The 19,963-nt window shown below is 57.1% G+C and carries 17 protein-coding genes and 1 pseudogene; 15 read left to right on the top strand and 3 right to left on the bottom strand.

The window, feature by feature from the left end; all coding sequences use genetic code 11:
* Positions 1–206: 206 nt before the first annotated feature.
* From eda to mscL, 6 genes are all read left to right on the top strand, one after another.
* Positions 207–1,169: a bifunctional 4-hydroxy-2-oxoglutarate aldolase/2-dehydro-3-deoxy-phosphogluconate aldolase gene (gene eda, locus ACKXF7_RS06170; protein ID WP_348584906.1), complete on the top strand. Its 963-nt coding sequence runs from the start codon at positions 207–209 to the stop codon at positions 1,167–1,169.
* Between the two features lie 93 nt (positions 1,170–1,262).
* Complete coding sequence (locus ACKXF7_RS06165; protein WP_418267260.1) at positions 1,263–2,288, top strand: PfkB family carbohydrate kinase; 1,026 nt, start codon at positions 1,263–1,265, stop codon at positions 2,286–2,288.
* 19 nt (positions 2,289–2,307) lie between these two features.
* Positions 2,308–3,156 (top strand): 5-dehydro-4-deoxy-D-glucuronate isomerase, encoded by an 849-nt coding sequence (kduI, locus tag ACKXF7_RS06160; RefSeq protein ID WP_249237397.1) that lies wholly within the window; start codon positions 2,308–2,310, stop codon positions 3,154–3,156.
* A gap of 216 nt (positions 3,157–3,372) precedes the next feature.
* A complete protein-coding gene (locus tag ACKXF7_RS06155; RefSeq protein ID WP_423742427.1) occupies positions 3,373–4,173 on the top strand; it encodes a gluconate 5-dehydrogenase in 801 nt (266 codons plus the stop codon).
* 302 nt (positions 4,174–4,475) lie between these two features.
* Complete coding sequence (locus ACKXF7_RS06150) at positions 4,476–4,967, top strand: cytochrome C (protein ID WP_423742426.1); 492 nt, start codon at positions 4,476–4,478, stop codon at positions 4,965–4,967.
* A 171-nt stretch (positions 4,968–5,138) separates the two neighbouring features.
* On the top strand, positions 5,139–5,591 hold the full coding sequence (mscL, locus tag ACKXF7_RS06145; protein WP_249237400.1) for a large conductance mechanosensitive channel protein MscL: 453 nt from the start codon (positions 5,139–5,141) through the stop codon (positions 5,589–5,591).
* A 231-nt stretch (positions 5,592–5,822) separates the two neighbouring features.
* Here the strand turns inward: mscL and ACKXF7_RS06140 are convergent, their stop codons facing one another.
* Both ACKXF7_RS06140 and ACKXF7_RS06135 read right to left on the bottom strand, forming a co-directional pair.
* Positions 5,823–7,370, bottom strand: a complete 1,548-nt coding sequence (locus ACKXF7_RS06140) for an alkaline phosphatase (protein ID WP_423742425.1) — start codon at positions 7,368–7,370, stop codon at positions 5,823–5,825.
* Between the two features lie 17 nt (positions 7,371–7,387).
* The gene (locus ACKXF7_RS06135; RefSeq protein WP_423742424.1) at positions 7,388–7,585 is read right to left on the bottom strand and encodes a hypothetical protein; all 198 of its coding nucleotides are present in this window, start codon (positions 7,583–7,585) and stop codon (positions 7,388–7,390) included.
* A 95-nt stretch (positions 7,586–7,680) separates the two neighbouring features.
* Here ACKXF7_RS06135 and ACKXF7_RS06130 point away from each other — a divergent pair, with 95 nt between their 5' ends.
* The 4 genes from ACKXF7_RS06130 (at position 7,681) to ACKXF7_RS06115 (ending at position 11,998) form a co-directional block, all read left to right on the top strand.
* Positions 7,681–8,496, top strand: coding sequence for a Cof-type HAD-IIB family hydrolase (locus ACKXF7_RS06130; RefSeq protein ID WP_423742423.1), 816 nt, complete (start codon positions 7,681–7,683; stop codon positions 8,494–8,496).
* Positions 8,497–8,514: 18 nt separating this feature from the next.
* Positions 8,515–9,504, top strand: coding sequence for a 3'-5' exonuclease (locus ACKXF7_RS06125; protein WP_348584900.1), 990 nt, complete (start codon positions 8,515–8,517; stop codon positions 9,502–9,504).
* 206 nt (positions 9,505–9,710) lie between these two features.
* Positions 9,711–11,054 (top strand): MATE family efflux transporter, encoded by a 1,344-nt coding sequence (locus ACKXF7_RS06120; RefSeq protein WP_423742422.1) that lies wholly within the window; start codon positions 9,711–9,713, stop codon positions 11,052–11,054.
* A 353-nt stretch (positions 11,055–11,407) separates the two neighbouring features.
* Complete coding sequence (locus ACKXF7_RS06115) at positions 11,408–11,998, top strand: TVP38/TMEM64 family protein (RefSeq protein WP_423742421.1); 591 nt, start codon at positions 11,408–11,410, stop codon at positions 11,996–11,998.
* 103 nt (positions 11,999–12,101) lie between these two features.
* Here the strand turns inward: ACKXF7_RS06115 and ACKXF7_RS06110 are convergent, their stop codons facing one another.
* A complete protein-coding gene (locus ACKXF7_RS06110; RefSeq protein WP_423742420.1) occupies positions 12,102–12,278 on the bottom strand; it encodes a hypothetical protein in 177 nt (58 codons plus the stop codon).
* 105 nt (positions 12,279–12,383) lie between these two features.
* On the opposite strand from ACKXF7_RS06110, the gene ACKXF7_RS06105 reads away from it, so the two are divergent.
* The 5 genes and pseudogenes from ACKXF7_RS06105 to ACKXF7_RS06085 all read left to right on the top strand — a co-directional run bounded on the left by ACKXF7_RS06105 (position 12,384) and on the right by ACKXF7_RS06085 (position 19,962).
* Positions 12,384–12,866: a MarR family winged helix-turn-helix transcriptional regulator gene (locus ACKXF7_RS06105; RefSeq protein ID WP_423742419.1), complete on the top strand. Its 483-nt coding sequence runs from the start codon at positions 12,384–12,386 to the stop codon at positions 12,864–12,866.
* A gap of 298 nt (positions 12,867–13,164) precedes the next feature.
* Positions 13,165–14,915, top strand: a pseudogene (locus ACKXF7_RS06100) (ABC transporter ATP-binding protein).
* Complete coding sequence (locus tag ACKXF7_RS06095; protein ID WP_423742418.1) at positions 14,915–16,834, top strand: ABC transporter ATP-binding protein; 1,920 nt, start codon at positions 14,915–14,917, stop codon at positions 16,832–16,834. The pseudogene ACKXF7_RS06100 and the gene ACKXF7_RS06095 overlap by 1 nt, the downstream one beginning before the upstream one ends.
* A gap of 466 nt (positions 16,835–17,300) precedes the next feature.
* Positions 17,301–18,395, top strand: a complete 1,095-nt coding sequence (locus ACKXF7_RS06090) for a leucine-rich repeat protein (RefSeq protein WP_423742417.1) — start codon at positions 17,301–17,303, stop codon at positions 18,393–18,395.
* 115 nt (positions 18,396–18,510) lie between these two features.
* Positions 18,511–19,962, top strand: a complete 1,452-nt coding sequence (locus tag ACKXF7_RS06085; RefSeq protein ID WP_423742416.1) for a VWA-like domain-containing protein — start codon at positions 18,511–18,513, stop codon at positions 19,960–19,962.
* The last annotated feature ends 1 nt before the right edge of the window (position 19,963 follow it).

Here is a 19,963-nt window from a genome sequence, read left to right as displayed (position 1 = left end):
GGGGCAAAACGGCCCTGCTTTTCAGGTCATTCGTCATTTTTGTGCAATGTATACAAGCTATTATGCAAAACATTGTGCTTGTTGAGCATTACCAAACTTGTTTCCGTCGTTTATACTAATATTACAAGCGCACGATGGGTGCACCATGCCCAAACGGCAGCCCACGCGCACCGAGAAAGTCAAATTCAAAAAGGAGAAATGCATTTATGAATCCCATCGTAGAAAAGGTCTATCAGATCGGCATTATCCCTGTTATCGCTTTCAACAGCGTTGATGAAGCCCTGCCCCTGTGCAAGGCTCTGGCTGACGGCGGTCTGCCCGCAGCTGAGGTCACCTTCCGCACCGCATGTGCTGAGGATTGCATCCGCAAGATCCACGAGGAGATGCCCGAGATGCTGTTGGGCGCAGGCACTGTCCTGACCACCGAGCAGGCTGACCGTGCAATGGCAGCAGGCGCATCCTTCATCGTTGCTCCCGGCTTTGACCCCGAGGTCTGCAAGCACGTCATCGACAAGGGCGGTATCATGATGCCCGGCACCTGCTCTGCAGGCGAGATGCAGCAGGCTATGAACATGGGCTGCGAGGCCCTGAAGTTCTTCCCCGCTGAGGCAAACGGCGGTGTCGGCATGCTGAAGAACATCGGCGCAGCCCTGAAGAGCGCACGCTGGATGTGCACCGGCGGCGTCAACGCAAAGAACGTCAACGACTATCTGGGCTACGACCAGATCTTTGCTGTCGGCGGCACCTGGATGTGCAAGAGCGACGTGATCAAGGCTCACGACTGGGCTAAGATCACCGCTCAGAGCAAGGAAGCGGTTGACACCATGCTGGGCCTGAAGCTGATGCACGTCGGCATCAACACCGAGAACGAGGAAGAGGCCATGAAGATGGCAAACCTCATCGGCAGCCTGCTGAACATGAAGGTCGCTCCCGGCAATTCCAGCATCTATGTGGGCAACAAGGAGTTTGAGATCATGAAGAAGCCCGGCCGCGGCACCAATGGCCACATCGCCATCGGCTGCAACAACGTCGACCGTGCCATCTACCACCTGTCTCAGCGCGGCGTGAAGTTCGATCTGGACAGCAAGAACGTGAAGAACGGCAAGACCATCGCCTGCTACTTTGCAGACGAGATCGGCGGCTTCGCATTCCATCTGGTCCAGGCCTGAGCTCCGGCTCCCCTATCCGTGAAAACCCTGCTGCGCCGGGGATGCCCCGCAGCAGAAGGTCATAAACACCTGTAAATAAAAGGAGAATATCCAATGAAAGTTGTTACTTTTGGCGAACTGATGGTCCGTCTGCAGCCCTTCAACTACGAGCGTTTCGTTCAGGCTAACAGCCTGGAGTTCAGCTTCGGCGGCGGCGAGGCTAACGTTGCTGTTTCTCTGGCCAACTACGGTCTGGACGCAGCCTTCGTCACCAAGCTCCCCGCACACGCAATCGGTCAGGCCGCTGTCAACAGCCTGCGCCGCTATGGCGTTGACACCAGCATGATCACCCGCGGCGGCGATCGCGTTGGCATCTACTACAACGAGAAGGGTGCTTCTCAGCGTGGTTCCGTCTGCATCTACGACCGTGCCAACAGCGCCATCCAGCTGGCTCAGCCCTCCGACTTTGATTGGGATAAGATCTTCGAGGGCGTGGACTGGTTCCACTTCACCGGCATCACCCCGGCTCTGGGCGAGAATGTCGTCGAGATCTGCCGCGAGGCCTGCAAGGCTGCTAAGGCACACGGCGTGAAGATCAGCTGCGACCTGAACTACCGCGGCAAGCTGTGGACCCGTGAGCAGGCCCGCGCTGCCATGACCGACCTGTGCCAGTATGTTGACGTCTGCATCTCCAACGAGGAGGACGCAAAGGACGTGTTCGGCATCGAGGCCGAGGCTACCGATATCTACGGCGGCAAGCTGAATGCTGAGGGCTACAAGAGCGTTGCCAAGCAGCTGGCTGACAAGTTCCACTTCGAGAAGGTCGCTATCACCCTGCGTGAGAGCCACAGCGCCTTCGACAACGGCTGGAGCGCTATGCTGTACGACGTTGCTTCCAATGAGTACTGCTTCTCCAAGAAGTACGACCTGCACATCATCGACCGCGTTGGCGGCGGTGACTCCTTCGGCGGCGGCCTGATCTACAGCCTGCTGACCGGCAAGACCACTCAGGAAGCTGTTGAGTTCGCTGTTGCTGCTTCTGCTCTGAAGCACTCCATCGAGGGCGACTACAACATGATGACCGTGTCCGAGGTCGAGAAGCTGGCTGGTGGCGACGGTTCCGGCCGTATCCAGCGCTAATTGCAGGAAGGAGTCCACAATGGATATCCGCTACTCCTGCAACCAGAAGGATTTCAAGCGCTATACCACTGAGGAAATGCGGGACGAAATGCTCATCACCGGCCTGTACAAGGCCGATGAGGTCGTTGCTGTGTACAGCCATGTGGACCGTATGGTCACGCTGGGCTGCATGCCGGTGCACGAGACCGTGTCCATCGACAAGGGCATCGATGTGTGGGCAAACTTCGGCACCCACTACTTTCTGGAGCGCCGCGAGATCGGCATGTTCAACATCGGCAAGGATTCCACCGGCATCGTGGTGGCCGACGGCGTGAAGTACGAGCTGGGCTACAAGGACTGCCTGTACATCACCAAGGGCACCAAGGAAGTCACCTTTGCTTCCGCCGACCCGGAGCATCCCGCCAAGTTCTACATGGTGTCCGCTCCCGCACATTGCTCTTACGAGACCCGCCTGATCAAGATGGCTGATGCAAATCACCGTCCTCTGGGCAGCGTCGAGACCTGCAACAAGCGCACCATCAACCAGTTCATCCACCCGGATGTGCTGAAGACCTGCCAGCTGAGCATGGGTATGACCGAACTGGACGCCGGTTCCAACTGGAACACGATGCCCAGCCACACCCACGAGCGGCGCATGGAGATTTATACCTACTTTGAACTGCCCGAGGGGCAGGTGGTGTTCCACATGTGTGGCGAGCCTACCCAGACCCGCCACATCGTGATGCACAACGAGGATGCTGTCATCAGCCCCTCCTGGAGCATCCACAGCGGCGTAGGCACCTCGAACTATACGTTTATCTGGGCAATGGGCGGCGAGAACATGGAGTTTGACGACATGGACAACATCGCTACCACTGACCTGCGCTAAAAAGCACCATTCAAAAGCCCCGTACCGGGTAACCGGTACGGGGCTTTTTGCTAAAAATTTAACTTGAACCCTCTCCGTCATTGCTGCGCGATGCCACCTCTCCCGAAGGGCGAGGTTTTTATCCATCTTTCCTCAACGTATCTAAAAGCTCCCCCTTCGGGGGAGCTGGCTGCGAAGCAGACTGAGAGGGTTATTTAACTTGAGAAGGAGAAAATCATGGATCTTTCCGCGTTCAACCTGCAGGGCAAGGTTGCTCTGATCACCGGCGGTGCCCACGGCATCGGCTTCTCCATCGCCGAGGGCATGGCCCAGTGCGGTGCAACCGTCTGCTTCAACTGCTCCTCCGAGGCAAGTCTGGAGAAAGGTCTTGCCGCCTACAAGGCTGCCGGCATCGACGCCCACGGCTATGTTGCCGATGTGTCCGACGAGGACGCTGTGAACGCCATGGTGGCAAAGATCAAGGCCGAGGTGGGCCCTGTGGACATTCTGGTGAACAACGCCGGTCTGATGAAGCGGGTGCCCATGATCGAGATGAGCCACGCCGACTTCATGCGGGTCATCGACGTGCATGTAGGCGGTGCCTTCAACTGCGCCAAGGCCGTTCTGCCGGACATGATGGAAAAGCGCGAGGGCAAGATCATCAACATCTGCTCCATGATGAGCGAGCTGGGCCGCGAGACCGTCTCTGCCTACGCCGCCGCCAAGGGTGCACTGAAGATGCTCACCAAGAACATCGCTTCCGAGTACGGCGAGTACAACATCCAGTGCAACGGCATGGGCCCCGGCTACATCGCCACTGCCCAGACCGCACCCCTGCGGGAGGTGCAGCCGGACGGCAGCCGCCACCCCTTCGACCAGTTCATCACCGCCAAGACCCCCGCAGGCCGCTGGGGTGAGCCGGACGACATGGTGGGTCCCTGCGTGTTCCTTGCAAGCCACGCTTCCGACTTTGTGAACGGCCAGATCCTGTACGCCGACGGCGGCATTCTGGCTTACATCGGCCGCCAGCCCAAGTAAGACCATTTGGTGCTGCGCTTTCCTTAATCTTCCGACCAGACAGCTCTGTGCAGGCCAAAGTCTGCATGGGGCTGTTTTTTACGAAGCGGCAAGCGGCCTTTCCTGCAAAACTTTGCTTCATGTGAACTCACGTTAAAATGTTCCAATTTCATGTCAAATTGGTAACAGTTCCTGTTTCATCGTTGAAAATGCACACAAGCGTCTTGATTTTTTGTCGAAATTCCCGTATAATCGTCTTCATCATCCATCACACCCTGTTGGTTGATCTGAATACGAAGAAATTTCAAAGGAGTATATTTCACATGAAACTCAAGAACATTGCGATCGTTGCTGCCGCTGCAGCACTGGCTGTTGGCATGACCGCCTGCGGTTCTTCTGCATCCTCCACCGCCGCTTCCTCTTCTGTGGCTTCTTCTGCTGCCGCTTCTTCCGAGGCTGCAAGCTCTGAGGCTGCTTCCAGCGAAGCAGCTGAGCCCACCACCGCTGAGTACACTGTGTACAACACCACCGGTTCTGCCGTCACCGAGCTGTACCTGTACGATGCAGGCAGCGACGAGAAGGGCGACAATCTGGCCGGTGAGAACGGTCTGGCTGACGGCGAGAACATCGTCATCACCCGCGACGTGGAAGCTGACAAGCAGTCCGACGTGACCTACATTCTGGAGTTCACCACCGAGGACGGCCAGACCCAGAGCTTTGAGACCCTGCACTACGAGGTCGCTCCCATCTCCCTGCTGAGTGTGGATGCCGCTGCAGGTGCTACCCCCATCGCTTTTACTGCACCGGAAAAGTAAGAACTGTTTCATCCTTGCAAAACGGGAAAGTCTGCGGGCTTTCCCGTTTTATTTTTTGCCAAAAGCGGGCTGAGGCTGTCATTTTCCCTTGCAATCACGCCAAAAATCCGCTATCATAGAAGCAAATATGCTCCCTCGCGGCATAAAGGGAGTAAAGGAGTGGATTTTCTTATGGCAGAAAAAGAAGTGAAGGGCATCAAAAAGTTTTTTGAAGAGTTCAAGGCCTTTGCCATGCGCGGCAATGTGCTGGACATGGCAGTCGGCGTTGTCATCGGCGGTGCTTTTACCGCCATCGTCAACTCACTGGTAAACGACATCATCAATCCCGCCATCGGCCTGTTTTTCAACGCCGATTTCTCGGACGTCGGCATCCATGTGGGCGATGTGATGATCGGCATCGGTTCCTTTATCAATGCCGTCATCAACTTCCTCATCGTAGCATTCGTGCTGTTCGTGGTCATCAAGTTCGTCAACTCCCTGCACAAGAAGCCTGCTGAGCCGGAAGCTCCCGCAGAGCCCACCACCAAGGTGTGCCCCTACTGCCAGAGCGAGATCTCCATCAAGGCGGTGCGCTGCCCCCACTGCACCAGCAAGCTGGAGGGCTTCCCGGAGATCAACAATTAAATTTTGAATGGCCTCCGCTTTGCTCTGGCCATATTCAGCGGAATCATTTTCTAAATTACAAATCGGGAAAGTCTGCGGACTTTCCCGATTTGTTTTTTCACCGGCGGAGCCGCAAAGGCAAACAGCATAATCAACGCAAAACCTCCCTGCCCGGCCGCAGTCGCTGCGGTTCCAGAGCAGGGAGGTTTTACTTTATCCGGGAAAAATGTGGAAAATCAGTCTGGTGAAGCTTTACTTGACCTTGGTCAGGTCGGCCAGCTTGTGGAAGATCTCGGTGTTGTCGAACACGCCGCCGAACTTCTCCGCACCCACGCCGTTGGCGTAGACGTTCACCATGGCACCGGTGTGAGCGTAGGTGGTGTGGTCCATGCCGGATTTATGGTTGATGGTGTGGCAGATGGCCATGCTGAAGGGGATGTAGGTGCCGTACAGCTCGTAGTCCTGCTGAGACATTTCCTTCTGGCTGGCAGAGCCGACCTTCAGGGTGCGCTCGTAGGCGGTGCGCAGGTTCTGCACCTCGTAGTCGGTCAGCAGCAGCTTGCCGGCGTTGGCGGCATCCGGGTCGGTGGGCAGGGTCAGACCGAAGTTTGCCTTCACATCCTGCATGGCAGCTTCAAAGGGGGTCTTGTTAGCGATGTAGTTCTGCACATAGGTGGAATCAAACTTTGCGTAAGACATCTTCTGGTGAGCCAGATTGGTCAGGAAGGTGTCGTAGTTGGTGGTCTTGTAGCCGATGGCCATGCCGCCGGTCTCGTGGTCAGCGGTGACAAGGATCAGGGTCTCGTTGGGGTGCTTGTTCTGGAACTCCACAGCTGCCTGCACGGCGTTGCTCATTTCCAGCACATCGTGGATGGAAGCAGCGGCATCGTTGGCGTGGCAGGCCCAGTCGATCTTGCCGGACTCGGTCATCAGGAAGAAACCCTTGGGGTTATCCAGCAGCTCGATGCCCTTCTTGACGTAATCGGTCAGCTGCCACTCGCCTGCAGCGGCGTCCATGGCGTAGTTCATGGCCTTGCCGTCTGCCAGATTCTCGGCAATGATCAGGGTCTTGCCTGCGCCTGCGGTCAGGGCGGCAGCGCCTGCCTGCGTGGTGACCACATTGTATCCGGCCTGAACAGCCACCTCGTGGTTGTTGGGGCCGGTGCCGTCGCCGTTCACCTTCTGGAACTCGCCGCCGGCAAAGTATTCAAAGCCGGAGTTTGCCAGCTCCACGCCGATCTGGTAGTAGTTCTTGCGGGTCTTCTGATGAGCGTAGAAGGCGGCGGGAGTGGCGTGGTCGATGTTGACCGAGGAGATGACGCCCACCTTGTAGCCCTTCTGGGCGTGCAGCTTTTCGGCAATGGTCTCATAGGGCACATCGCGGGTCCAGGGGCACATGTTGATGACGCCGCTCTCCGTCTTGTGGCCGGTAGCAATGGAGGTTGCGGTGGAAGCGGAGTCCGGGCAGAAGGAGGTGCTGTCGTAGGTGGTCACGCTGCCCACGGTGGGAAAGCCGGTGAAGCTCAGGTCGGCCTCGGTCACAGCGCCGTTGTTGTCCACGGTGCCCTTGTAGAAGCGGGCAGACTGGATCTGGGCGGTGCCCATGCCGTCACCGATGAACAGGAAGATGTACTTGGGTTTCTTGAACAGGTCCAGCAGGCCGTTCTCCTCATCCTCGGCAGCAGCGGCGTCCGGCTGGGCTGCACTTGCAGCCACGGGTGCTGCGGCCATCATGCCGGCAGCGGAAGCGGCTGCACCAAACTTCAGAAAACTGCGGCGGGAGATCTTATTTTCTTTCATAACGTGATCCTCTCTTTTTATCCAATCAAATGCGGCGGGCCTGCCTCAGGCACCGTTTTTTGTCTTTCGGGAACGTCTTTATTGTAGCGCACCGCCGCCTGCGGAAAAACCATGCCGCCGCAAAGCTTTGGTAAAACCGGTGCGTGCGCTGCACCTTCAACGTAAAAACCCGGAAAATGATGTAAAATCCTGTGCAGGCGGCGCTCTTTTTCCACAAACCTCACCGGAAGGGTTGAAAATCGGACGCATTTCATTGTACAATAAAAGAGTAAGTGCTTTTTTACCTTTATATAAATTGAGAGGATTTTATATGGCAGAGATCAAAGTTCTGGCACTGGATCTGGATGGCACCCTGACCAACAGCCAAAAGGAAGTCACGCCCCGCACCCGGGCTGCACTGGATGCCGCCATTGCAAAGGGCGTTACCATCGTGCTGGCATCCGGCCGTCCCACCGCGGGCGTGCTGCCGCTGGCAAAGGAACTGGGGCTGGATAAAAAGGGCGGCTGCATCCTTTCTTACAACGGCGGCAAGATCATCGACTGCCGCAGCGGCGAGACTTTGTACCAGAAACAGCTGGATGCCCAGTACGTACCCGAGCTGTGCGCCTTTGCCGCCGCACAGAACGTGACCATTATCACCTATAATAAAGAGGGCGTTGTCACCGAGCACCCGGACGACAAGTGGGCACTGCGCGAATGCTTTACCTGCAAGCTGCCCATGACCGGCGTGGACGATCTGGCAAAGTATGTGGATTACCCCATCTGCAAAATGCTCATCACACTGGACCCTGCCCGCCGGGACGAAGTGTGGGCCGCAGGCAGGCAGCAGTTCGATGGCCGCATCGACCTGTACCCCTCCAGCCCCTTCTTCATTGAAGCCGTACCGCTGGGCGTGGCCAAGGACGGCAGCCTTGCCGCCCTTTTGGAGCGCATGGGCCTGACCCGCGAAAACCTGATGGCCTGCGGCGACGGCCTGAATGACCGCTCCATGATCGCCTACGCCGGTGTGGGCGTGGCGATGCAGAACGCCGAGGGCCCGGTAAAGGACTGCGCCGATTATGTGACCGCTACCGACAACGATCACGACGGCGTGGCTGAGGCCGTGGAGAAGTTTATTTTAAAGTAACGAGAGGAACACAAAACAATGCCGCGCAATCTGGTTTTATTTGATTTGGAATGGAACATCGGCTACCAGCCGTATACCTTTAATTACCACGGCGTGCAGCAGACCTTCCGGGGCGAGATCGTAGAGATCGGCGCCGTAAAGATCGACGAGGACGCCAACGTGCTGGATACCTTTTCCATCCATCTGCGCCCCCGCATCTTCCGCAAGCTGCAGCACCACATCGCGAAAGTCACCGGCCTGACGCAGGCCGATCTGGACAAGGGTGAGCCCATCGTGCAGGGCCTGCGCCGCTTTATGCAGTGGTGCGGCCCGGACGCCGAGTTTGCTGAGTGGGGCATGGACGATGTGCCCGTGCTCAAGCAGAACCTTTACCTGTGCAATATTGACGAGTCCAGGCCCACCGTCTGGTACGACCTGCAGCAGGTGTTCCTGCGGGAGCACCCCCGCAAGGAGGGCGAGGGCATGACGCTGGAAAGCGTGGTCACCCGTATGGGTATCCCCATGGAGCGGCAGTTCCACGATGCACTTTCCGATACGCTGTACACCGCCGATGTCTGCCGTCTGCTGGACCTGCGGGCGGGCCTTGCGGCCTACCCCACCGAGGACGAAGCCCTGCGGGCCAGCCTGTGCCCGGCCCCCGGCGACTACCGGGATTTTGAGGTGTTCCACGGCTACGTGGAGCAGTACACCTGGCGCACCGACCCCAAAATTTACACCATGAACTGCCCGGAGTGCGGTGCACCGCTCAAGCCGGACGATGTGTGGCTGAAAAAGGGCAGCAACAGCTGGTACACCCTGAGCCAGTGCCCCCGGTGCGCCGGCAGCGGCAGCGCTGCAGGCAAAGGCGTATTCCAGCGGTACAAGCTTGCCCGCCGCGACGGCCTGCACTGGAGCTACGCCCGCTGTCTCCAGATGCCGGATGACGCCTCCCTTGACCGCTGGGAGAAGCAGCGCACCGCCCAGCTGGAGCGGATGAAGGCCCGCGCAGAAAAGCAGGCTGCGGAGTAAAAGCGGCACCGGCTGCACTCGCCAAACCACCAGCGTGAGAAGCCTTCGCACTTCCCATTAAGGCTGTCTGGTCGATTTTATAGCAATTCAACTTTTTAATGCAGCAGCAGTGAATTGCATATTGCAAAGATGCCGTTTGAATGCTGCACTCATTTCTTGACTTGCGATAAAATTTGCGATAAACGATTTTGGGAAGGAATATAATCATGTCGAAAGATGAATATTTGATCACAGATCCACCCCTTAAAGCGCTGACTGTTTTTGCGCTGCCGATGATCCTTGGCAGCTTTTTTCAACAAGTATACAATATGGCCGATTCCATAATCGTTGGTCAATTTGTTGGCTCCTCGGCACTTGCGGCTGTTGGTGCTTGTGCTGCACTGACCAATGTTTTTATTTGTGTGGCGCTTGGTGCTGGTGTGGGCGCAGGTGTGCTTGTAAGCCGCTATTTTGGTGCAAAAAATTATGGTAAAATGAAAACCATTGTGTCAACGTCCCTGATCAGCTTTTTGATCTTAAGCGTTGTCCTTGGTGTCTTTGGCTTTTGCTTTTCCCATTTCATGATGAACGGATTACAGACCCCTGCCGATATATTGGAAGAAGCAGTATTGTATCTGCGTGTCTACTTTGTGGGTTTCCCGTTTCTATTCATGTACAACATTCTTTCCACCATGTTCACTTCCATCGGTGAATCCAAAATTCCGTTGGGACTGCTGATATTCTCATCTATCCTGAATATTTTTATGGATCTCTGGATGGTGGCCGGTCTTGGTCTGGGGGTGTTTGGTGCAGCCCTTGCGACCTTGATCGCACAAGGAATTTCTGCCGTGTTTTCGTTTTTGATCTTTCTGTCTCGGATGCGGCAATACAAGAGCTCCTTTCGCAGGTTCGACCGGCAGGAGCTGTATTCCACGCTTCGCATTGCGGTACCATCGGTTTTGCAGCAGTCCACAGTGTCTATCGGTATGATGATCGTGCAGGCAGTGGTAAATCCCTTCGGCACACAGGCACTTGCCGGGTATGCGGCAACGATGCGGGTAGAAAATGTTTTTTCGCTGATCTTCGTATCCATCGGCAATGCAGTTTCGCCGTTTGTATCCCAGAATCTTGGCGCAAAGAAACTTGAGCGTATCAAAAAAGGTTATCATGCTGCACTGGTGTTGGATCTATGCTTTGCGGTTCTTGCTTTCGTGGTCATCGAAACACTGCACACACAGATTTCCGCGTTGTTCTTGGGAAAAGACGGAACCGCGTTGGCCTATCAGGTGTCCGGTGATTATATGAGATGGCTTGGTTACTTTTTCATCTTCATGGGCATCAAGATGGCAACGGATGGCGTTCTTCGCGGACTTGGAATCATGCGGCCGTTTCTTATTGCAAATATGGTAAACCTTGCAATCCGCTTGTCTGTTGCCTTGATTTGTGCACCGCGTTTTGGCATTGCTTTTGTTTGGCTTGCAGTCCCGGCAGGTTGGCTTGCAAACTTCCTTATTTCCTATGCGGCGCTCAGAAGATCGTGGCCAGAGGATAAAGCAGCGGTATCTCAATGATTTCATGCAGTGGAGAGGTGCTTTGTTCTGACGGGTTTCCCTTACAGAGAATGTGACGCGAAAAATTCGCCGGTGTTCCGTGTGATGATAAAAATAGACCCCGGCAGGAGATTGCCTTAAGTGCAGCCTACACGCCAGACATGGCTTTGCGCAGCTTGCCGGAGCAGCCGGTGTCGTTTCTCACCTGTTTTGCAGGAAATCACCTCTCTGTTTCGTAGTATCCCAAGGAAGCTGTGTGCAGGGCAAAAAAAGTCGTTTTCTGTTCACGGCTCTGTCATACAATGTGGATATACTACGGATAGACGGCCCGCGCTTTGGGAAAGGGCGCAGGCAGAAGGGATGGAATACGCACGATGAACGTTTGGCTGCGTCAGCTTGGAACGCTGGGATTCTGGGAAGCATTACTGGACAGTTTTGGCGGCCTTGGCCCCATTGCCCCCATCGTGCTGGCCATGGTGGAGTCTTTTTTTCCGCCGCTGCCGCTGGTCGCCATTGTGGCGCTGAATGTGGCAGCCCACGGCGGCCTGCTGGGCTTTCTGTACAGCTGGGCCGGTGTGGCACTGGGCGGCTGCATCATGTTCCTGCTCTGGCGGCGGGTAGTCAAGCGCTTCTTCTGGAAGTTCGCCTCCCGCTCGCCCAAACTGGAAAAAGCTCAGCAATGGGTGAACCGCTTTGACACCTCGTCGCTGTTCATGCTCACGCTTCTGCCCTTCACACCAAGCTCCTTTATGCATCTGGCCTTTGGCATCTCGGACTTTGACGAAAAGCGGTATCTCATCACCATGCTGCTGGGCAAAGGCGTCATGGTGGCTCTGATCGCGCTGTTCGGGCAGTCGCTTGTCAGTTCCCTGAAGAACCCGGTGTATCTGGTGCTGGCCATTCTTTTATGGGCAGGCATGTACTGGGTGAGCAAAAAGTTCTGCAAAAAGCACAATCTGGAATAATAATTTAGAATGCCCTCCGCTTCGCTCTGGGCATATTTAGCGGAACAATATTTTTATAATAGGGCAACAGCAGACAGCCTGCGGGCTGTCTGCTGTTGCATTTTCACAGTAATGGCCCAAAAAGGAAACTCCATCTGTTGCGCTTATTTTCTTCGGAAATGACCGCGCAACCGGAAAATATGCCGCTTGCAACTACGGCCCCTTCCGTGAAAAAGCAAACCAGCCAAGCCCGCAGGCTTGGCTGGTTTGCAATATAAAAAAACACTTCATTTAAAATCATTCACTTCCCCTTGACATTCACTTTGTCTGCCGTATAATATGTATGTTATCAAACAGTTTTATTCAAAACTGTCCAGCTTCAAACAAATCAAAGGAACCGATCATTATGTGTGACGAAATCAAAATCGAGTGCTGCAAACGCACGGACCCGCCCTGGGAAAGCCCGCAGGTCATCCCGGCACAGATCCGCCGGGTGGACAACCTGATCTTCCGCAAGATCAACCAGTTTGCCCGCGAAAACGGCGTGGAGCAGGCCACCCCCATGCACGGGTGGATCATTGAGTATCTTTACCGCCACCGGGACGCAGCCGTATTTCAGCGGGACATCGAGCGGGAGTTCTCCATCACCCGCTCCACCGTGACCAACATCCTGCAATTGATGGAGCGCAAGGGGTATATCGAGCGGCGCAGTGTTCCGCAGGACGCCCGGCTCAAGCAGCTGGTGCTCACCGAAGAGGGCATCCGCTTCCACGAGAACACGATTCGTTCCTTCCATCAGACCGACGATTATGTGGCAGGGTTGCTGACGGAGGAAGAGAACACCGAGCTGCTGCGGCTGCTGAACAAGCTGCGGGATGCACTGCAGTGAACCCTCTCAGGCTCGCTTTGCTCGCCAGCTCCCCCGAAGGGGGAGCTATGTGCACCATAATACAAAGGGTGATGCGTCCAATTCAAAGCAGGTCGTATTGTTCAGAGCAAGAAAAGCTCCCCCCTTTGGGGGAGCTGGCAAAGCCGACAGGCTTTGACTGAGAGGGTTTGTCAACTTGCCTAAAATCGGCTTGCTAAATTAGTAATTATGAACATTTTTTGAAACGTCTTGACAATTAAAATGTTTTGTATAAAATTGTTCTGTACCAAACAAATAAAAGCAACAGGAGGTAACTCAGATGATCAAAAAGTTAGTGTCGCATCTGGGCGAGTATAAACGCGCCGCAGTCCTGACACCGCTCTTTGCCGCTCTGGAAGCCGTGATGGATGTGCTTTTGCCCACCATCATGGCCTTCATCATCGATCAGGGCATTGAAAAGGGCGATATGAACGCCATTCTCAAGTACGGCCTGCTCACCTTTCTGGTGGCTGTGGTCGCGCTGGCGCTGGGCGTTCTGGCCGGCAAATACGCCGCCGAGGCATCCACCGGCTTTGCCGGCAACCTGCGCGATGCCATGTATGAGAACATCCAGCATTATTCGTTCTCCAACATCGACAAGTTCTCCACCGCGGGTCTTGTCACCCGCATGACCACCGATGTGACCAACGTGCAGAACGCCTTCCAGATGATCGAGCGCATGTGCGTGCGCGCCCCGGTGCATCTGGTGTTCGCCATGTTCATGGCCGTGATGATCGGCGGCCCGCTGTCGCTGATCTTCGTGGTGGCTGTGGTCTTTCTGGTGGCGGTGCTGGCAGGCATCATGGTGCCCACCTTCCACATCTTTGATCGGGTGTTCAAAAACTACGATGCCCTGAATGCGTCCGTGCAGGAGAACGTCTCCGCCATCCGCGTGGTGAAGAGCTTCGTGCGCGAGGGCTTTGAGAACGAAAAGTACACCAAAGCCTGCCAGAGCCTGTATGACCAGTTCGTCAACGCCGAAAGCCGCCTGAGCTTCAACAACCCCGCCATGCTGGTCGCTGTCTACGGCTGCAACCTTGCTCTGAGCTGGCTGGGCGCAAAATATGTGCTGCACGGTGCCATTACCACCGGCCAGCTGAACGCTCTGTTCGGCTACATCATGAACATCCTCATGGCCCTGATGATGCTCAGCATGGCCTTTGTCATGATCTCCATGTCTGCCGCTTCCGCCAAGCGTATCGTGGAAGTGCTGGACGAGACCACCGACCTGCCCCCCGCAAAGCAGCCGGTGCAGCAGGTGGCCGACGGCAGCATCCAGTTCGAGCATGTCACCTTCAAGTATAAGCACGGCAGTGGTCAGCCGGTGCTGAACGACATCAGCTTTACCATCCGGCCCGGCGAGACGCTGGGCATCATCGGCGGCACCGGCAGCGCAAAATCCAGTCTGGTGCAGCTGATCCCCGCCTGTACGATGCCGAGAGCGGCACCGTGCGCGTGGGCGGCGTGGATGTGCGGGACTACAATCTCGATGTGCTGCGCCGCGAGGTGTCCATGGTGCTGCAGAAGAACGTGCTGTTCAGCGGCACCATTCTGGACAATCTGCGCTGGGGCGACGAGAACGCCAGCGAGGAAGAGTGCATCCGTGTGGCAAAGCTTGCCTGCGCGGATGAGTTCATCGAGCGCTTCCCGGACAAATACAATACATGGATCGAGCAGGGCGGTTCCAACGTGTCCGGCGGCCAGAAGCAGCGCCTGACCATCGCCCGCGCCCTGCTGCGCAAGCCCAAGGTGCTGATTCTGGACGACTCCACCAGCGCCGTGGATACCGCTACCGATGCCAAGATCCGCAAGGCGTTCCGCGAAGAAATTCCCGGCACCACCAAGATCATCATTGCGCAGCGCATTTCCTCGGTGCAGGACGCCGACCGCATCCTTGTGCTGGACAACGGCCGCATCGATGGTCTGGGCACCCATGAGGAGCTTTTGAAGACCAACGCCATCTATCAGGAAGTCTACAGCAGTCAGACACAGGGCGGCGGCGACTTTGACAAACAGGGAGGTGAACAGTAATGGCTCAGGCAAAAGAAGTTCGCGGCCCCGGCCCCCGCATGGGCGGCCCGCGCCCCAAGGTGGAAAACCCGGGCAAGCTGCTGAAGCGCATCATGGATGAGGTATTCCGGCACTATCTGCCCCACTGCATCCTTGTGCTTGTCTGCATCGTGGTCAGTGCACTGGCAAACGTACAGGCCAGTCTGTTCTTAAAGACCCTGATGGACGATTACATCGTACCCATGACCCAGCAGCAGGACCCGGATTTTGCCCCGCTGGCTGCGGCTCTGCTGCGGGTAGGCATCATCTACGTCATTGGCATTCTGGCAGCGTGGGGCAACGCCCGCATCATGGTCAACGTGACGCAGGGCACCCTGCGCAACCTGCGCACCCAGCTGTTCACCCACATGGAGAGCCTGCCCATCAAATATTTTGACCAGCATCCCCATGGCGACATCATGTCCGTGTACACCAACGACGTGGATACCCTGCGCCAGATGCTCAGTCAGAGCATCCCGCAGCTGGTGTCCAGCGCCATTACCATTGTTTCGGTGTTCTTCAGCATGTGCATGCTCAGCTGGCAGCTGACGATCGTCACCATGCTGATGGTGGCGCTGATGATATTCTGCTCCAAAAAGATCACCCAGCAGTCCGGCAAATACTTCATCCAGCAGCAGCGGGATCTGGGCAAATTGAACGGCTACATCGAAGAAATGATGGAAGGCCAGAAGGTCGTCAAGGTGTTCACCCACGAGCAGAAGGCGCTGGACGGTTTCCGCCAGCTGAACGACCAGCTGAAGGACAGCGCCAACAAAGCCAACAGCTTTGCCAACATCATGATGCCGGTCAACGCCCAGCTGGGCAACATCAGCTATGCCGTCTGCGCGCTGGCAGGCGCAGCCATGGCCGTGAGCGGCATGGGCGGCACGACCCTTGGCACGGTGGTGGCTTTCCTGAGCCTGAACAAGGGCTTCAACATGCCCATCAGTCAGGTGTCCATGCAGGCCAACAGCGTCATCATGGCACTGGCCGGTGCTGAGCGCATCTTCAAGATGATGGATGAACCCAGCGAGACCGACGAAGGCTATGTGACCCTTGTCAACGCAAAGTACGACCGCAACGACCAGCTGGTGGAGACGGACGAGCGCACCGGCCTGTGGGCATGGAAGCACCCCCACCACGATGGCACCACTACCTACCACAAGCTGGCGGGCGACATCACCTTTACGGACGTGGACTTCGGCTATGTGCCGGAGAAGACCGTCCTGCACGGCATCAACCTCTATGGCCGCCCCGGCCAGAAGATCGCCTTTGTCGGCTCCACCGGTGCGGGCAAGACCACAATCACCAACCTCATCAACCGGTTCTACGACATTCAGGAGGGCAAGATCCGCTACGACGGCATCAACATCCACAAGATCAAAAAGGCCGACCTGCGCCGTTCGCTGGGCATCGTGCTGCAGGACACCCACCTGTTCACCGGCACGGTGATGGAGAACATCCGCTACGGCCGGCTGGAGGCTACCGATGAAGAGTGCATCGCCGCCGCCCGCCTTGCCAACGCCGACAGCTTCATCAAGCGCCTGCCGGAGGGCTACAATACCATGCTTACCGGCGATGGTGCCAACCTCTCGCAGGGGCAGCGCCAGCTGCTGGCCATCGCCCGCGCCGCCGTGGCAGACCCCCCGGTGCTGATCCTGGACGAGGCCACCTCCTCCATCGATACCCGCACCGAAGCGCTGGTGCAGCGCGGCATGGACGGCCTGATGTACGGCCGCACCAGCTTCGTCATTGCACACCGCCTGTCCACCGTCCGCAATGCAGACTGCATCGTGGTGCTGGAGCAGGGCCGCATCATCGAGCGCGGCAGCCACGACGAGCTGATCGCCAAAAAGGGCAAGTATTACCAGCTCTACACCGGCAATCTGGCCGAAAACTAAGCTTTTTCTGCCTCCTCAATGAAAAAGCGGCAGCGTGCATCAAATTGCGCGCTGCCGCTTTTTGTGTTATACTGGCTCTGCGGCCCTTCTCCGATCCCCCTGTCGCGGAAAGGAGGTGGTAAACATGCCTAGCTTTATCGCGTTTTTTCAGACTGTCGCAGCAGAGGTAGTAGCCTACTATTTATGCAAGTGGCTTGACAGCCTGTTCTTCAAGGGCAGCAAGCACTAATGAAAAGAAGCACCCCGGTACTGGTTCTACCGGGGTGCTTCGATTTTTTTACGTGGTAAACACGTTCGGCTTTATCGCGTAGCCTACCCTTATTATACGCACTTTCATGCAAAAGTCAAGAGGTTTCCGATCTGTTTTTCTACCATGTTACGTCGTAATTTTTTGTGCTTTACAAGGCTTTGCCGTTGGTTTATACTGAAAGCTGAATGATTCTATCGTATTGAGGGGTTTTGCACTGTGGTTTCGGAAAGCAAGTTGACACTGGATATTCTGCCTTTAACAGCAGACACGGCCCGGCTGGTGCGGGTGTACGGCACTGCACCCTGCGTGGTGCTGCCTGCCGTCCTGCCTGCGCCGGAGGGCGGCAGTTTTGCCATCACCGAGCTGGGCGGCTACTGCTTCTCGGAAAAGCCCCGCAGCCTGCCTGCGGCAGACAAGACCTGCCGCTATACGGTGGAGCCGGACGGCACGGCACGGCTAACCTGGGCATTCGGTCAGGCGGTGGGCGGAACCTGCCGCCGGTATGACTTCGACTTTGACGCCCCGGCAGCGGACGAAGAAGCACTGCACCCGGTGTGCGGCAATTTTCTGGAAGAGGTCACCCTGCCGGACAGTTCGCAGGTGATCGGCAGCTGCGCCTTTTACAACTGCCGCAGCCTGCGCCTGCTCACGGTGGGCAGCGGCAGCCTGACCGTAGGCAGCGATGTGTTTTTGAACTGCTTCGCGCTGGAGACCATCCGGGTGCAGGCCGCGCCCGGGGACTCCACCGGTCTGTTTGCCCTCGTGAACAACATCACCGAGGCCGTGCGGGCAGAGTTCCGGCCTGCCGGTGCGGCCGCGCCGCTGGCGGCGCTGTGGTATCCCGCCTACTGGGAGGACATCGAGGAGACCCCCGCCCACATCCTGCTGCATACCTTTTCCGGGCAGGGATACCATTACAGGCAGTGTTTTCTCAATAATATATTCCTTCCGGCAGAATATGACAGCATCTTCCCGCAGGGTCACGATGCCGACGATGCCAATGTGATGGCAATGCTCTGCTTTGACCGCCTGCGGTATCCGTGGCAGCTGACCGAAGCCGCCGCCGGGCATTACCGGGCGTTTCTGGCGGCAAACACCGACCGGGTGCTGGCCCGCCTTTTAAAGGCGCAGGACCTTGACGGCATCCGCGCCCTGCTGGCGCTGGATGTGCTGGACAAAGCCGGTTTTGCGTCCGCCGCCGCCCTTGCCGCCAAGGCAGAGAACGCCGCTGCCGCCGCCCTGCTGGCAGATGCAGAGCACAAAAAATATGCCCCTCAGCCCAAAAAGCAGCGGTACGATTTTGATTTTTAAGCAGTAAAAACCTCCTTCCGTCGTACTTCGTGCGCCAGCTCCCTCTAAGAGGGCTGGCATCGCGCAGCGATGACCGGGGGGAGTTTGCTGCGAGGCTGAGAGGGTTCTAAGTGAGGTGACACCTTTGCCCCAAACCATCCAAAAAGAAAAATTTTTCGACCCCCGCAAGCCCTTCCAGTCCCAGCGGCCCGAGACCCACGAGGAATGGCAGGCGCGCATGGGCGGCGAGGTTCTGGCGGTGGTGCGCAGCGGGCTGTATCTGGACTTTCGCTTTCTGGATATGGCACTCAGCGCCCTGTCCCCCGCCCCGGACGAGCGCTGCCGGGTGCTGGCTACGGACGGTCAGGCCCTGTTTTATCAGCCCAGCCACCTGCTGCGGCTCTATCAGGACAACCCCAAATATCTCAACCGGTTGTATCTTCACACCATATTCCACTGCGTATTTCGCCATCTCTGGCTGAAAGGCCGCCGGGAGCCGCAGCTGTGGAACCTTGCCTGTGATATCGCGGTGGAGAATGTCATCGACAACCTGAACCGCACCAGCGTCAAGCGGCCGCTGACCTATGTGCGGCAGAACGCCTATCAGCAGATCACTGCAGAGGAAACCGTGGTGGCAGCCGCGCCGGTGTACCGGTGGCTCACCCGGCAGACCCCCGGCGTGCTGCGGCAGCTGGAGCGGGAGTTCGTGACCGACGACCACCGCCTGTGGCCCAAGGACGCTCCCGACCAGCCCCAGCAGATGCCCACTCCCCTGCCCCAGAAAACGTGGCAGAAGATCGGGGAGCGGATGCAGACAGAGCTGGACCTGCGGGACAAGGAAGCGGGCGACGGGGCCGATGCTCTGAAGCAGCAGGTAAAGGCCGCCAACCGCAGCCGCCGCAGCTACAGAGACTTCCTTCGCCGGTTCTGCGTGCTGCGGGAGGAAGTCAAGCTGGACCCGGACGAGTTCGATCTGAACTTCTACACCTACGGCCTTTCGGTGTACGGCAACCTGCCCCTCATCGAGCCGCTGGAAAGCCGGGAGAGCAAAAAGATCGAGGAGCTGGCCCTTGTCATCGACACCAGCTACTCCACCTCCGGCGAGCTGGTGCGGGCATTCCTTGCCGAGACCTACACCCTGCTGAAAGGGCGGGAAAACTTTTTCCACCGCATGAACCTGCACCTTATTCAGGCGGACAACGCCATCCGGCAGGATATCCTCATCCACAACGAGGACGAACTGATCCACGCCATGAACCATTTTGAGCTGCGGGGCGGCGGCGGAACGGACTTCCGCCCGGCATTCGAGTACGTGAACCAGCTCTGCGCCGAAAAGAAGTTTGCAAACCTGCGGGGGCTCTTATACTTCACCGACGGCATGGGCACCTACCCCGCCAGGCGCCCGGCCTACGACACCGCCTTTCTGTTTTTGGGGGAGCGGTTCGACGATGCCAATGTGCCGCCGTGGGCCATGAAGGTGGTTCTGGACGAAGAAGAATTTACCGGTGCAGCAGCCCGCCCGGCCAGTGCTCTTGCAGACGCGCTGGCTGAAGAGGACGACCTGTACCGTGACCTGAACAACTCCTGAT

The organism is Faecalibacterium sp. 7 (genome assembly GCF_049562865.1).
Taxonomy (GTDB): Bacteria; Bacillota; Clostridia; order Oscillospirales; family Ruminococcaceae; genus Faecalibacterium; species Faecalibacterium wellingii.
The sequence above is the reverse complement of the archived record's forward strand: the minus strand, read 5'-3'. Positions and strand labels throughout refer to the sequence as shown.